The following is a 13,310-nucleotide window of genomic DNA, read 5'->3' on the forward strand; positions in this document are numbered from 1 at the left end:
ATAAAAAGGAATACCCTTCCGTCTTATGGTTTTCCATTGGATTAATTGTCTGACGACAATGAATTCATAAGTTACTTCAGCAAAGTGTACATGGCCTTTAAAAGACTCTTAAAAGACATCCTTTATATATTTCTGTAAGAGCATAAAGAGGGATACTCCTCCTTATGATATTATTATAATAATAATAATAAATTTCAGGGTCCCTTCAAGACACCCTATATAAATCTATAGGGCACCCCTCATTAGGGGGAGTGGTAAGAATTGGCAGCTATCTCTCTCGATCATTTTACCTAGAAAAAACAGATGAATCCTAAAACCGCCCCAGAGACTCCGTGAGTCCATCTGGCAGCTCTGAGCACCCCCTACCTCGAAATCACCTCAATGCCCCCTCAGCGACTCTCTCTGGGACTCTGAGGGCGTGTCCATGTCTCTTGCATACGGAAAACCTTCAACTAACTTCAAGAAAGTCCCAACTGGAAGAAGAAGGGCTGGAAGAACTCCAGTGGTGACCCCGTCAAGAACCAAGACCTGTGGCAACGGCTGGAGGCAGCGAAGGAGAACTATCAGGTGTCCTTCAGGTGGGTAAAGGGGCACTCGGGGGTGCCCGGAAATGAGAGAGCTGATGCATTGGCTGCGTCAGGATGTTCGACTGACAGCAGCAAGTTTACTCTCTAACTCTTCGACCATTTGCTCAACTTGAGTGATTACATTCTCAGGGGAAATGAATTCTCGCGGGGGTTCAAACCACAAGCCATTATCTGCCGTGAAAGGATAGTTTCCCCTAAAAGCTCTCGCTAATATATCGCTGCAGAATTCTAAAATATGGCTGCCGGAATAACCTATTGATCCCACTTCTGGACGCAATCCAAATCTTATCCTATTTTCTTTCGAAATGTCCCAATAAGCAGAATGACAATTATCTAGCCGATCATGAAGTTCTCTCATTCGCATAGCGAAAATGTCGTTTTTTGCACTAGATTCGAGGCCTTTCAGAGAACTAAGTTGTATGTTTGTTAAGTTTGCTGCTTCAAGAGCACCACTCTGAAAACCAGACTCAGATAGCAATATGCCTCGGTCCGCACCCAAATCTGAAACAATGGTTCGCAATCCAAGTACATGAAGTTTGGAAATTGGTGCGCTCCATAACTTGCATTCCACGATCCAAGTAACTTCAAAACCTAAATGCTCCGATCTGACAAGCACATCAACGTCGTGCTTTGTCCTAGCGCCCTTCATTGTAACATCGGTGGCTGCTTCCAAACCAAGCGACTGAAAGAACCCTGCAGTGTCTTCTTGATACTGCTTCCATTCAGGTGATGGCATTCATCCACTCACTTGCATATCGTAATAAGGGAACCCAATGCGAATAAGAAAGAAACGATTTCATTTCTCTACAATCATAGTTTCTGCAATATTTATCATTTCTTCAGCATAATTAATCGCTAGGCTTGCCACTGAAATTGGATCATTTTGATATAGCTCTGTATCTAAATGAGAAGTTGGTACCGGAAATCTTTTTTTTGAACGTTGGCAAGTCACATCCACAAGGTAGATTCCTGGAGCGTGAATCCTAAAAAGCTCTTCACCAGCTTTAGCATTCGCGGGAGCTATCACTTCTAATCGATTGTCTTTATGGCCTGACCTGACTACTTTGGCACCTTTTCCTACCGCTTCAATTCTGAATCCGGTCTTATCAGTTGTACCGATCAACGTATGCTCTTCGGAGTTACGTGCTTGTTGAACATATGAGAGAAGTGGATCAGTTCTCCTTTCATGTTTGATCTTGTCATACCAAGCCTTACTTTTGCTATCTGCTTTGGCGCCTTGCTCTAGTTTTGAAAAAATAGTGTTCAATAAATTTAGAAAATCTTCCCAAGAAGCTTCAAATTCTTCGAAAGAGAATGAGCGATCTTTAATCATTTGCTCAAGTTTTTCTTTGGAACGGTTCAAGCGCCCCTTTGCATCCTTCACTGCTTTTGCTTCCATTCTCTAATTGTACACTAATTAGGAGATATGCGAAAAGCTTAAATCACTGTTTCCGATTTCGTTTGCTGACGCTATGATTTTTTCTGGATAAGACAATTCAGCGTTGAATTTATTGACAACGATCAAAAATTGGTCACACAATGGTACCACATCTGGCGCTCAATGGTGTTGCCATTGGACTTGAACAGGTAAGTTTTTCTGAGGTTTTAGGCCGCTTCGCGTTTTTTACTGCGGATCCTGCCACCCCAGCCAACCTTCCAAATCGCACTATTCAGCCATTCAAGGTCTCTCGATAACCAAGTTTTAGGCTTGTTCACTGCCAATTGCGGGAACATTGTGGGAGCATGTCAAACTCAAGATGGCCCTAAAGTTTCTCCTGATTAGAGGGATCATCTTCTGACGCTGTCAATTTGAAGCCAAAATCACCAAGAACTAACGTGACTGAAATTGAGGTGTAAACAGCATAGAAGAAGAATGAGATAGTTTGTCTAACTGGTTGGAAATAAAAATAGACTGTGTCATATCCAATTTTGCTTGTTAAGTTAAATGCACGAGCGAGTTCCACAGCTCCAATGGCAAACAAAAATTCAATACTAACCAGCATAACTAAGCCAACGAATATCGCTACGAAAGTCATCAAGAACGGGATTGGAAGTGTTTCATTCAAGCCAATTGATTTGGGGAGATTGCTAGGCTTCACATTCTTAATGACGAATATCAATGAAGTGAGCGTCACGGTAATCGGAATGGTATGCAAGTGACCTTGGTTGCTCAATAGATTGAGGTAGTAGGTGAGGTCATCACGAACGGGTAAATTTGAAAAGATACTTTTATATGCTAGGCAGAACGCTACAGAGATCGCAACAATTAGAGGTATTAAAGTAAGCGAAAATAAGGGGTATTGAGTGCGAAGGCCATGTTTTGCCGCTAAGTTTTGCTTCAATAAAAAAAGGCACCACACTAACAAACTGAAAGAAAATGCAATTGCATGACCATAGATGACAAAGCTTATTTGTCCAAACAAGCCGAGTATCTTGTGGTCTGGATATATCGAGTTTAGTGAAATACTGCTTATTATCGTAAAGGGTAGCCACGTGAGTAAGCACATCCACGCATTTTGGTTTACGATGCGAATAGATGGTTTTATTGAAGCAAGTAATTTGTCTTTGTAAGGATGGTTAGACATCGTTGCCTTTAAGCATAAGAGCAAACTCCCCTTTTCCAATAAAGAGAAATTATAGGGTAGCTAAGGGTTAACGTTGTCGTGCACAGTAGTCACGAAATACAGGTGATAACCTTCCATCCTTTTCGTTGGGGTCTCGAGTTACAGTTCTGGTGTAGAAGTTAATGCCCTCTTTAAGCAATGCTAGATACATTGGGTTCAGGCATATCTTGCGGAGTTCGTAAGTGTAGAAAACCCTATCACTGGCAATCGCAGACTTATAGTTGTCGTACACAAAAGTTGTGACGATATCATTACCCACCAAGTCAACGCTTTGAATAGTCAGAACATCAACAGTTTTTGGAAGGTTGCTGTTTGCATCCTTGAGATACTTTGCCACAAGCGGACTCAAACGTTCATTTGTTTCAGCTGTTGCCGTTTTAGAAACTGCATGAGATTTATGGGTACCATTCGTGTCGCTCGAAGTAGTACAGCTTGTCAACAATAACAGCATGACGAAGGGATAAAGCAGCTTCAATGTAATTCTCCAACTCAAAAGGGGCAGTACGAAGAGGTCATAAAATCAACTTCTCTTGTTAACTACAGTAATTTTTCCAAGCTTGTCATATCGAGTAGGTGTTGTGCAATTAAGAATTGAGTATTCTGTATACTGATGCTCTTCCAATTCTAAGTTCTTTGGCTATCTTCGTTGCCCTTTGAGGTCTCTACAATGTCTCCTGAGTACCTAATAGAGCGTACTAGGTGGTCTAATTGGTTCGCGACTTTGGTATACTAGCGCCAACTAAGAGGTAATTTTATGCTTGAGGCAGTTCCTGCCACTGTTCTTAACTATTAGTTATAGGTAAGCTTCCATTCAGAGTTCGCTCCTGTAGTAAATTCAAAGCGCAATGTACTGTAATTGCCTTCTCCGCAATGGAATGTGTTCGGCCTTTTCATCTGGGGGGCAAGGCGTTAGACTGCGGGACTTTTCTACTTATTGATATTGTGAGGGCGGGTTGTGTTGACGTTTTTTATTGTCGCGGGTGTTGTTCTGGGGCTGGTATATGGCTGGTATGCAACGATTATTTCGCGTCGCAACAAGGCTCTTGAGGCGTTGTCAGGGATTGATGTGCAATTGCAGAAGCGATCCGATTTGATCCCAAGTATCCTGAAAATTGCCAAGAAATTCATGGAGCATGAAAAAGAGCTGATCACAGAGGTGACAGAGCTTCGTACCCGAATGGAGGCTGGATATGACGCGCGCGACCCAAACGCGGTCGGGGAGCATTTGCAGGCCGCTGAAAAATTGGGCGGTGCTATGGGGAAGCTGATGGTCGCTGTGGAAGCTTACCCGGATTTGAAATCCAGTGACAACATGGTGCAGGCGCAGCGGACCTATAATGAGGTTGAGGCGCAAATTTCGGCCGCACGTCGGTTTTATAACGCGTCTGTCTCTCAGCTAAATACATCAATTCAAATATTTCCGGGCACGTTTATCGCGCAGATGGCGGGTGTTGAGCCAATGCCATTCTACGAGGCGGATGATGGGGCAAAAGCGCCTGTAGATGCGAGCGATTATCTGTAATCCATGGGGCATTTTAATAATATTCTGAGCCTGTTGACGGGGAAATATCGCACGTTCAGCGGTTTGCCAGTCGACTTCACCGAAGCCAGGGATTATGAGGCGGGTTTTGCCGCTCATTATGACGCCTATGTACGGCCTCATGTGGATCAGTATGAAGCCAACCGTCTAAAGGCGTTAAAGGCAGCAACGACCCGTTGCCGGGCAAGTGTCATGCTGTTTCTGACAGTCATTCCGCTGTTGCTTGTGTTTGTTGCGCCCCACATGTCGGACCCGGAAGATCTTATTCTGTTTATTGTGGTGCCGATGGGGTTTGCTGCCGTTGTCGTATATTATCCAATCCGTTGCTATAAGAGAAATGTCAAGACTGGCGTGTTTCCGGACATCATCTCATTTTTAGGGGATTTTTCTTATTCACCCAGTTGCCCTGGCCGAGTAAAGGGTCTAGAGGCAACCGGCCTTGTTCCCAGCCATGATCGGGAGACGAGCGAAGATGAAATTCGTGGAGTTTACAAAGGGGTCGCGATTGATTTTTTCGAAACGCTCTTAAAGAGACGCACTCAGGATAGTAAAGGGCGAACAAAATATACGACGGTTTTCGACGGCATTTTTATTTCCCTGTCCTTTCAAAAACCTTTCCGGGGGCGAACACTTGTTCAAAAAGACAAGGGGCGTGTTGGAAACTGGTTTAAGAATACTTTTGGCTCACTGGAGCGGGTCGCGCTGGAGGACCCTCATTTTGAAAAAATTTTTGAGGTTTACAGTGATGACCAGATTGAAGCCCGGTATTTATTGACCCCTTCCTTTATGGAGCGGCTGAAAGCGCTTAGTGAGAATTTTGGCGGGCGCGATTTGGAATGTTGTTTTTACCGCGAGCAATTGGTGATCAAACTCTCCATGAGGGAAGATTTGTTTGAGCCCGGATCCATTTTTATGCCTGAGGATTTTATGGATGACGCGAGGCGGATACTGGCTGACATGCAGCATATTTTCGCTGTCGTTGATGTTTTGCAACTGGACGAAAATACCGGTCTGTAAGAATTCTTTTTATGACAGTTTGGAGTGAGTGCCGTCGCAATAAGGGGGCGTTTTCGTTTGTTTGCAAAGGCACAGGGCTACTGGTTTTTCACGCTTGCAAGTGAACTCAACAGGTTCGAAAGGAGTGTCTTTGTGGGATCCATCGCAAAAAGGTTGTTTTGCTGATTTCCCGCACTGGCACCACCAGTATGTTTTCCCCATATCCAGTTTGAGAATTTTAGGTTTCCTGTCCGCGATCTGAGGTTTTGTCATATGTTTGCTGCCCGTTTGTTCAATTGGGTTGATCATACGGCACTATAACAGATTTTTCTTAAATTGTGTTTCGAATTAGCCAAGAAAAAAGCGGGCATTTCTACCCGCTTTTTTGTGGAAAGTTATGCGCTAATTGGCATCCCTGAGTTCCCGGCGCAGAATTTTACCAACCGCTGATTTGGGAATCTCGTTCGTAAACACGATATGCTTAGGAACTTTGTAGGCGGTAAGGTTTTTGCGGCAGTAGTCTTCAATTGCTTCCGCGGTTACTTCTGTTCCCGGTTTTTTAACAACAAAAAGTTTGACCGCTTCACCGGTGCGTTCATCCGGAACGCCAATGCAGGCGCATTCAGCGATCTCTTCAATTTCGGCGGCTACCGCTTCAATCTCATTTGGGAAAACATTGAAGCCTGATACCAAGATCATGTCTTTCTTGCGATCAACAATGTGGAAATACCCATCTTCCGACATATAGGCGACATCACCGGTCTTAAAGAAGCCATCTTCTGTCATAACCTCTGCTGTCGCATCATCACGCTTCCAATACCCCTTCATGACCTGAGGTCCGCGCGCGCAGATTTCGCCCGTTTCACCCTGAGGGACATCATTTCCCTGATCGTCGCGTATGGCGATGTCTGTCATGGGCAGAGGGATGCCGATCGAGCTTCTGAATTCAGTGGCGTTCGGCGGATTGAAAGTCAAAATGGGCGAAGTCTCCGAAAGGCCGTAACCTTCGCGAATATGAGAGCCGGTCAAGGCTTTCCAGCGATCAGAAATTGCTTTTTGAACAGCCGTCCCACCGCCAGCAGCGTTGCGCAGGTTAGAAAAGTCACATTCTTCTATGCCAGGGGTCATCAACAATCCCGCGTACAGCGTGTTCACGCCAGTAAAGACACTGAACTTGTGCTTCTTAAGTTCTTCAACAAACGCCGGCATATCCCGTGGGTTGGTGATAAGCACGTTTTTCGCACCCGCAAGGAAGTAAGTGATGAAATTCACCATTAAAGCAAATATGTGATAGAGGGGTAGGGCGGTGATAACGATTTCGTTGCCTTCCTGCACGAGACTCCCTGCAAAAGATCGATATTGCATGACATTGGCGACCAGATTGCCGTGGGTAAGCATGGCGCCCTTTGAAAGGCCAGTAGTCCCGCCAGTATATTGCAAAAATATCAGGTCATCCTGATTAATGTCGACTGGGTTAAAGGGTAGGTTTTCACCTTCATTCAGAGCCTTTTGAAAGTCGATTGCATTTGTAATGCGCGCGTCAACAGGGGGGCTTGGCAGGTTCGGATTGCAAAGATCGCCGAGCGCGACAGTAATTATGTTTTTAACAGGTGTTTCCTCTAATATTTCCGCCAGGACAGGTGTGGAGCCGCTGAAGATAATGATGGTTTCAACATCTGCATCGATCAGCTGATGTCTAAGTTCTCTGGGTGTATAGAGCGGATTAACATTGACCTGAACCAGACCCGCACGCAAAATTCCCAGCATTGATGTGGGAAAGCCCATGATGTTCGGCATCATAACGGCTACACGGTCACCTTTTTTGTGACCGAGCGCAGATTGCAGATACGCGGCTATTTTACGGGAAGCGACATCAAGGTCAGAATAGGTGAGGTCAAATCCGAAATTTTGGAATGCGATTTGCGGTCCGAATTTCGCGATCGCCTCATCAAACATTGCGACTACATTCGGATAGGCTTTGACGTCAACCTCTTTGGGAATTTCAGATCCGTAATGCTGATACCATACTTTTTCTGACATGATGTTGTTTCTTCCTTAGATGTTTATTTGTTATTTGGGTGTGTCGCCCTCTCCCTGTTGAGGGTATCTATTTATAAAACCTGTCTCTCACAGGCTCAATTAATATTCGCAATTCTTGCGTATTTGTGATCGGAACTAGTGTTGAGCGCAGTATTTGGACAGCTCGGATTTGAAAATTTCCATTAGAATCTCAATGTTCGACAATCCTACAAAATTCGGCCTTGTAATGAAGGCGAGAGTTCTGTGGGGACCCGGATCTTTTAAATGCAGGGCGCGCAGTTCCGAGTTTTCATGCAGCAACTGGTCCAACGCCATCTGCGGAACTAATGTTGTTCCCATATGTCCTGCGACCATTTGCACAAGTGTATTGAGGCTGGTTCCTGCCAGCGAGTTGTCAACATCTGTTGGGGGAAGCTTGCACGCAGATAGCGCATGATCTTTCAGGCAATGACCATCTTTGAGAAGAAGGAGTTCTGACGCTTTGATTTCCGATCCGGATATTTCACTCTGTCCGGGTTTCGTGTCGTCTTCATGGGCAATGATATAAAAATCTTCTTGCCAGAATTCAAAAGCATGTAGCCCTAAATGTGCATATGGCAGAGCTAGTATTGCAGTGTCGATTTCGCCATTTCGAACTTTTTCAACCAGAATATGTGATTGTTCTTCGATAATGGAAAGTTTGAAGGAAGGGTATTGCCGTCGCAACTCAGGCAGGACTTTTGGTAACAGATAAGGGCCGATGGTTGGGATCGTTCCAATGGTCATTGGGTAGCTCAGAGGAGCTTTCTCGGATTTGGCAAGTAAATATAGATCATCAACTTCCAGCTTTATGCTGCGGGCTTTCTCCAGCACTTTCGCACCCAACGGTGTGATGAGGACTTTTTTGTTATCCCGCTCAAAAATCTGAATGCCTAATTGGCCTTCCAATTCTGTAAGGGCGGTGCTGAGTGCTGACTGTGAAACACCACACTCGATCGCGGCCTGTTTGAAATGGCGAGTTTTTGCGATTGCGAGCGCATAAGTCAATTGTTTGAGTGTGATCATTTTACATTCTAAAAAATTGATCAATGTTATCAATATTATTCAATTTACTTTATCGATGCAACTTCTTAAATTCCTCCCCGACACCAATGGTGGTGTCACGAAATTTAGCTTTAACGTTCATCACAGGATTTAGAAAATGGCTATTATTAACAAGACTATTCCAGAATTCACAACTGACGCTTTCCATAACGGTGAGCTTAAAACAATCTCCTCAGAAGATGTGAAAGGTAAATGGTCAATCTTCCTGTTCTATCCTGCAGACTTTACATTTGTTTGCCCAACTGAGCTTGAAGATATGGCCAACCACTATGAGGAACTGCAAAAGCTTGGTGTTGAAGTATATTCAGTGTCTACTGACACACATTTTGCACACGCTGCATGGCACGGATCATCAGAAGCAATTGGCAAGATCAAATTCCCAATGCTCGGCGATCCAACAGGTAAAATTTCACGTGGATTTGACGTCATGATTGAAGAAGCTGGGCAGGCTCTGCGTGGTACATTCCTGGCTGACCCAGACGGTGTTATCAAAGTTGCTGAAATTCATGATCTGGGCATTGGCCGTTCAGCGAAAGACATGGTTCGTAAAGTCAAGGCTGCACAGTATGTTGCTGCTAACGACGGTGAGGTATGTCCGGCTGCATGGGAAGAAGGTCAGAAAACACTGACACCAAGCCTTGATCTTGTTGGTAAAATCTAAAACAGCCTTATGGCGCTGGCAGCGGACATGTTCCGCTGCCTCTTATACCCCCATATACCCCCACAATTTGTAGAGTAGAAAGCTGAAATCATGTTAACACCAGATATTTTGAATGCCCTGAAAGGCTACACCGCAAATATGTCGAACTCTGTGACATTGGTCGTTCAAACCGGTGAGCATGAGAAAAGGGCAGAACTCCTATCGTTTCTAAATGATTTTGCGTCTGTTTCCGAGAGCATTTCTGTCGAAGAGCGTGACACAATGGGCAAGCTTCGCAGCCCGGTTAGCTTTATGCTTGAAGTAGATGGCAATCCAAATGGGATCATTTTCTCAGGCATTCCAGGTGGTCACGAGTTTAACTCTTTGGTGCTCGCTGTACTGCAGTCATCAGGCACGCCCCTGAAACTTGATAGTGGAATTCAGAATATTATCAAGGGTGTTGCGACCGAGTTGAAATTTGAGGTTTTCGTGAGTTTGAGTTGCCACAACTGCCCTGATGTGGTGCAGGCTCTAAATCAGTTTGCTGTTTTGAACGAGAATATTTCGACAGAAACAATTGATGGCGGGCTATACAAGGACTTGATTGAAGAGAGAAACATTCAAGGAGTACCTACAGTTTTTCTTAATGGTGAAGTCTTTGCAAATGGCAAGATTGACACCGCGCAACTTCTTGAAAAGCTAATGGATAAATATCCATCCATAACCGAGAACATGACTGCAGAGGCAGAAAAGCTTCCCTTGCAAGATGTTACGGTCATTGGAGGCGGTCCAGCGGGTATTTCTGCTGCCATCTACTCAGCACGTAAGGGCTTGAACGTAACTGTCGTTGCCGATCGTGTTGGAGGGCAGGTTAAAGATACTATGGGCATTGAGAATTTGATTTCTGTTCCCAAAACAACAGGGCCCGAGCTCACCAATGCGCTTCTTACTCATTTGAATGATTATGAGGTGACGTTAAAAGAACATCTTCGAGTTGATAGAATTGAAGATGGAGATACCAAGAAAATTTACCTGTCATCTGGCGAGGTCATCGAAACCAAAACAGTGATTTTGGCGACGGGTGCGAAATGGCGTGAGCTTGGTATTCCTGGAGAGAAAGAAAATATTGGAAATGGTGTTGCCTATTGTCCGCACTGTGATGGACCGTTCTTTAAAGGTAGGGACGTTGCGGTTGTCGGTGGCGGAAACTCCGGGATCGAAGCAGCACTGGATCTGGCGGGAATTGTCAAATCCGTGACAGTGCTTGAATTCCTGCCACAGTTAAAAGCTGACAAAGTCTTGGTTGATCAGGCCGAAAAGAGGGACAATATTCAAATTCTGAGAAATGTCGCGAGCCGTGAGGTCATGGCTGCAAACGGCAAAGTACAAGGCTTGGAATATATGGACCGTGAAACTGAAGAGGTTAAGGTTCTCGATGTTGACGGAATTTTTGTTCAGATCGGCTTGCTGCCAAACAGTCAATTCGTAAAAGGGCTTGTAGAGTTATCTGCTTACGGCGAGATTATCGTCAATGAGAAGTGCGAAACGAATGTTGAAGGAATTTTTGCCTGCGGTGACGTGACGACCGTTCCCTATAAACAGATTGTGATTTCAATGGGCGAAGGATCGAAGGCAGCTTTGACTGCATTTGAATATTTGCTCAAAAAGTAATTGCCGTAAATTACGTATAAGCAGGAGCCGGCAGGTTTGTCGGCTCCTGTATTATTAGAAAAAAATGATTCTTTTGATGGTGACTTGTTAACCATTTCGATCACCTCATTAACCATAATTGTTAACAAAAATAAGAAAAAAATGCCGTGTTCTTGGCTGAAAATGCAGAATTACCGTAGTATTCACTAACAATGATTGACTTTGTACGGATCTAATTTTAAACAAATAGTTAACAAATTCTTAATTATTGTAGCCTGTACCCCCGCGACCGAACAATCACATGCAGGTTGTCTGGTTTGACTGAACGCTATATAGAAGGAACGCAACAATGGCTGTTAAAAATTGGCTTGCAGCAGTAGCAATGTCAGCCTGCGTATTTGGTGCATCATCAGCATCCGCAGCAATCGTAACAAATGGTGGATTTGAAGACCCTGTTCGTGCAAGTGGAACATGGGAGGTTTATGACAGCATTCCAGGATGGACAAAGTTTGATGATACCGCTGGTATTGAAATTCAAACTGGCAATGTTGGTGGTTCTACTGCCTATGAAGGGCAAAACAAGGTGGAACTAGACAGCCACGGTGGTACTGACACGAATTCCGGTATGTACCAACAGTTAGTTTTGGGTGTCGGTTCTCACGAGTTTTCATTCCAGTATCTTGGTCGTACGAATAACAGTGGTACGAATGGAATTCATTATGCGCTTGAGGATGGTGGTGTAACTAACGGTACAACCTATACCTCCGGATTATTTGTTGATGATGTGACAGGTGTAAAATCAGATGGTTGGCAAACTGTGACAGTTCTTTTCAATGTCCTTACTGCAGGTACTTATACGCTTGAATTCTGGGCTGGCGGCGCTGACGACACGTTGGGCGGTTACATTGATGATGTCCAGATTTCCGCTGTACCTCTGCCACCTGCTGTGCTTCTGTTCGGAGCAGCGATGTTAGGACTAGGTTGGGTAAGCCGGCGCCGCAAAGCGTAATTAGTTCTTCATTGATGTTTTAGAAGCGGCGCTTTTGGCGCCGCTTTTTTATGCGTCTTCAAAATTTTCCACTGATTCGCTTTTTTGAAATAAAAAAAATTACAAATATTGATATAATTTAAATATTATTGTTACATAAACAACAATAATATTCACTTAAGTAATGAACAGATTGGACTGAAATATAACTATCATTGTTAATATCTGTTTGTTCTCGTTAAAGTATTAAATTTTATTTTTACTTGAATAACCTCGCGATTAACCTGATACTCCACTCATTGATCGGGAGCACACACGGTCAGCAGAATATCATCCCCCCCTCGATATTCGAACTTAGTACCAAGTAGTAGCATGTATCTTGTGTGTAACTGTACCATGTACCCTAGTACCCCGCTGATAGGGTTACCCTTATCAGTAGATGTTATGATCCCGGCACATACCCCTCGTGCCGGGTCATTTCGTTTGGGCGTTTTTTATGGATTTAATTTTTTGCGCAACGTGTGCAGGTATCGATCCTGAACCTGAATGTCATCCAGGTGCTCGATCGTGTTTTCAAAGTAATCCCGGCAACTTCCCAGATAACCATTGCCTTGATTGATGCGTTTTACGGTTTCTTCGATAGAGAGATTGGGGATATACCGACTATGCTGGCGATTAACGACAAAAGCGAGCCCTTTAACGCGTTTGCCATTTTCAAATTGAAGACTTCCCCAATGGGGAAGGTATGCTCCGGACAGCATTTCTCTCATCCAAAGGATTCTGGTTTCGCTTTCAATTTTGTCTGGCTCTATTAATAATGCTCTGCCATTGCAGGAGCCGCCGTTATTCAAGGCCAGCATTACGCCGGGTTTATCTGGGCTCCCCCGGCCCATAGTGAGATGGAGGCAAAAGTGGCGGCGATATCCAAATAGTTTTGCTTTCTTAGAGGCTACATAATCAAACGCTGGATTCCAGAGAAGTGACCCATACCCAAACACCCATAAACCTTCATCTGCAGTCGTAATATTTGACAAAAAGTCTCGCCGACTTCGTTCGCGCTCTTCATGGGTGAGGGCTTCAAACGGGCCATGTTTGCGTGCCTCTGCGATCAACATTTCAATTCGTTCTTCGGTGAAATCCTCACGCTTAAGCATTGGTGTTC

The 13,310-nt window shown here is 44.3% G+C and carries 14 protein-coding genes and 2 pseudogenes; 7 read left to right on the forward strand and 9 right to left on the reverse strand.

Going from position 1 to position 13,310, the window contains the following annotated elements:
• Positions 1 to 468: 468 nt before the first annotated feature.
• Positions 469 to 675, forward strand: a pseudogene (locus JCM23214_RS26535) (RNase H family protein); the annotation flags it as partial.
• Here JCM23214_RS26535 and JCM23214_RS06290 read toward each other — a convergent pair.
• A complete protein-coding gene (locus tag JCM23214_RS06290; RefSeq protein ID WP_025898208.1) occupies positions 637 to 1,323 on the reverse strand; it encodes a restriction endonuclease in 687 nt (228 codons plus the stop codon). The pseudogene JCM23214_RS26535 and the gene JCM23214_RS06290 sit on opposite strands and share 39 nt — an antisense overlap.
• Before the next feature lie 60 nt (positions 1,324 to 1,383).
• A complete protein-coding gene (locus JCM23214_RS06295) occupies positions 1,384 to 1,986 on the reverse strand; it encodes a hypothetical protein (RefSeq protein ID WP_025898209.1) in 603 nt (200 codons plus the stop codon).
• Positions 1,987 to 2,126: 140 nt separating this feature from the next.
• Between JCM23214_RS06295 and JCM23214_RS23435 the strand changes: the two genes are divergently transcribed.
• Positions 2,127 to 2,282: a hypothetical protein gene (locus JCM23214_RS23435; RefSeq protein ID WP_159104306.1), complete on the forward strand. Its 156-nt coding sequence runs from the start codon at positions 2,127 to 2,129 to the stop codon at positions 2,280 to 2,282.
• A gap of 68 nt (positions 2,283 to 2,350) precedes the next feature.
• Here JCM23214_RS23435 and JCM23214_RS06305 read toward each other — a convergent pair whose 3' ends face one another.
• From JCM23214_RS06305 to JCM23214_RS26540, 3 genes and pseudogenes are all read right to left on the reverse strand, one after another.
• Positions 2,351 to 3,010 carry a hypothetical protein gene (locus JCM23214_RS06305; protein ID WP_159104307.1) on the reverse strand — a complete coding sequence of 220 codons (660 nt, stop codon included), beginning with the start codon at positions 3,008 to 3,010 and terminating at the stop codon, positions 2,351 to 2,353.
• Between the two features lie 229 nt (positions 3,011 to 3,239).
• Positions 3,240 to 3,548 carry a hypothetical protein gene (locus JCM23214_RS06310; RefSeq protein ID WP_159104308.1) on the reverse strand — a complete coding sequence of 103 codons (309 nt, stop codon included), beginning with the start codon at positions 3,546 to 3,548 and terminating at the stop codon, positions 3,240 to 3,242.
• A 247-nt stretch (positions 3,549 to 3,795) separates the two neighbouring features.
• Positions 3,796 to 3,861 (reverse strand): annotated as a pseudogene (locus JCM23214_RS26540) (helix-turn-helix domain-containing protein); the annotation flags it as partial.
• Between the two features lie 308 nt (positions 3,862 to 4,169).
• Here JCM23214_RS26540 and JCM23214_RS06315 point away from each other — a divergent pair.
• Positions 4,170 to 4,733 (forward strand): LemA family protein, encoded by a 564-nt coding sequence (locus tag JCM23214_RS06315; protein WP_199899350.1) that lies wholly within the window; start codon positions 4,170 to 4,172, stop codon positions 4,731 to 4,733.
• Positions 4,734 to 4,736: 3 nt separating this feature from the next.
• On the forward strand, positions 4,737 to 5,768 hold the full coding sequence (locus tag JCM23214_RS06320) for a DUF3137 domain-containing protein (protein ID WP_025898213.1): 1,032 nt from the start codon (positions 4,737 to 4,739) through the stop codon (positions 5,766 to 5,768).
• Between the two features lie 9 nt (positions 5,769 to 5,777).
• Here JCM23214_RS06320 and JCM23214_RS23070 read toward each other — a convergent pair whose 3' ends face one another.
• From JCM23214_RS23070 to JCM23214_RS06330, 3 genes are all read right to left on the reverse strand, one after another.
• Positions 5,778 to 6,020, reverse strand: a complete 243-nt coding sequence (locus JCM23214_RS23070) for a CDGSH iron-sulfur domain-containing protein (RefSeq protein WP_084264666.1) — start codon at positions 6,018 to 6,020, stop codon at positions 5,778 to 5,780.
• A gap of 129 nt (positions 6,021 to 6,149) precedes the next feature.
• Positions 6,150 to 7,787 (reverse strand): AMP-binding protein, encoded by a 1,638-nt coding sequence (locus tag JCM23214_RS06325; RefSeq protein WP_025898214.1) that lies wholly within the window; start codon positions 7,785 to 7,787, stop codon positions 6,150 to 6,152.
• A gap of 135 nt (positions 7,788 to 7,922) precedes the next feature.
• A complete protein-coding gene (locus tag JCM23214_RS06330) occupies positions 7,923 to 8,831 on the reverse strand; it encodes a hydrogen peroxide-inducible genes activator (protein WP_025898215.1) in 909 nt (302 codons plus the stop codon).
• Between the two features lie 136 nt (positions 8,832 to 8,967).
• Between JCM23214_RS06330 and ahpC the strand changes: the two genes are divergently transcribed.
• From ahpC to JCM23214_RS06345, 3 genes are all read left to right on the forward strand, one after another.
• On the forward strand, positions 8,968 to 9,531 hold the full coding sequence (gene ahpC, locus JCM23214_RS06335) for an alkyl hydroperoxide reductase subunit C (protein WP_025898216.1): 564 nt from the start codon (positions 8,968 to 8,970) through the stop codon (positions 9,529 to 9,531).
• A gap of 90 nt (positions 9,532 to 9,621) precedes the next feature.
• Positions 9,622 to 11,181, forward strand: a complete 1,560-nt coding sequence (gene ahpF, locus JCM23214_RS06340) for an alkyl hydroperoxide reductase subunit F (protein ID WP_025898217.1) — start codon at positions 9,622 to 9,624, stop codon at positions 11,179 to 11,181.
• Positions 11,182 to 11,509: 328 nt separating this feature from the next.
• A complete protein-coding gene (locus tag JCM23214_RS06345; protein WP_025898218.1) occupies positions 11,510 to 12,169 on the forward strand; it encodes a VPLPA-CTERM sorting domain-containing protein in 660 nt (219 codons plus the stop codon).
• Between the two features lie 473 nt (positions 12,170 to 12,642).
• On the opposite strand, the gene JCM23214_RS19430 is transcribed toward JCM23214_RS06345, so the two are convergent.
• On the reverse strand, positions 12,643 to 13,302 hold the full coding sequence (locus JCM23214_RS19430; protein ID WP_025898219.1) for a gamma-glutamylcyclotransferase: 660 nt from the start codon (positions 13,300 to 13,302) through the stop codon (positions 12,643 to 12,645).
• Positions 13,303 to 13,310 lie beyond the last annotated feature (8 nt).

This window comes from Sneathiella glossodoripedis JCM 23214, assembly GCF_000616095.1.
GTDB classification, from domain to species: domain Bacteria; phylum Pseudomonadota; class Alphaproteobacteria; order Sneathiellales; family Sneathiellaceae; genus Sneathiella; species Sneathiella glossodoripedis.

Bases quoted from the DNA above. Each gene is read 5' to 3' on its own strand.
- JCM23214_RS23070 (WP_084264666.1), bottom strand. From the start codon at position 6,020: ATGACAAAACCTCAGATCGCGGACAGGAAACCTAAAATTCTCAAACTG.
- JCM23214_RS06290 (WP_025898208.1), bottom strand. From the start codon at position 1,323: ATGCCATCACCTGAATGGAAGCAGTATCAAGAAGACACTGCAGGGTTC.
- JCM23214_RS06345 (WP_025898218.1), top strand. From the start codon at position 11,510: ATGGCTGTTAAAAATTGGCTTGCAGCAGTAGCAATGTCAGCCTGCGTA.
- JCM23214_RS06330 (WP_025898215.1), bottom strand. From the start codon at position 8,831: ATGATCACACTCAAACAATTGACTTATGCGCTCGCAATCGCAAAAACT.
- JCM23214_RS06325 (WP_025898214.1), bottom strand. From the start codon at position 7,787: ATGTCAGAAAAAGTATGGTATCAGCATTACGGATCTGAAATTCCCAAA.
- JCM23214_RS06295 (WP_025898209.1), bottom strand. From the start codon at position 1,986: ATGGAAGCAAAAGCAGTGAAGGATGCAAAGGGGCGCTTGAACCGTTCC.
- ahpF (WP_025898217.1), top strand. From the start codon at position 9,622: ATGTTAACACCAGATATTTTGAATGCCCTGAAAGGCTACACCGCAAAT.
- ahpC (WP_025898216.1), top strand. From the start codon at position 8,968: ATGGCTATTATTAACAAGACTATTCCAGAATTCACAACTGACGCTTTC.
- JCM23214_RS06320 (WP_025898213.1), top strand. From the start codon at position 4,737: ATGGGGCATTTTAATAATATTCTGAGCCTGTTGACGGGGAAATATCGC.
- JCM23214_RS19430 (WP_025898219.1), bottom strand. From the start codon at position 13,302: ATGCTTAAGCGTGAGGATTTCACCGAAGAACGAATTGAAATGTTGATC.
- JCM23214_RS23435 (WP_159104306.1), top strand. From the start codon at position 2,127: ATGGTACCACATCTGGCGCTCAATGGTGTTGCCATTGGACTTGAACAG.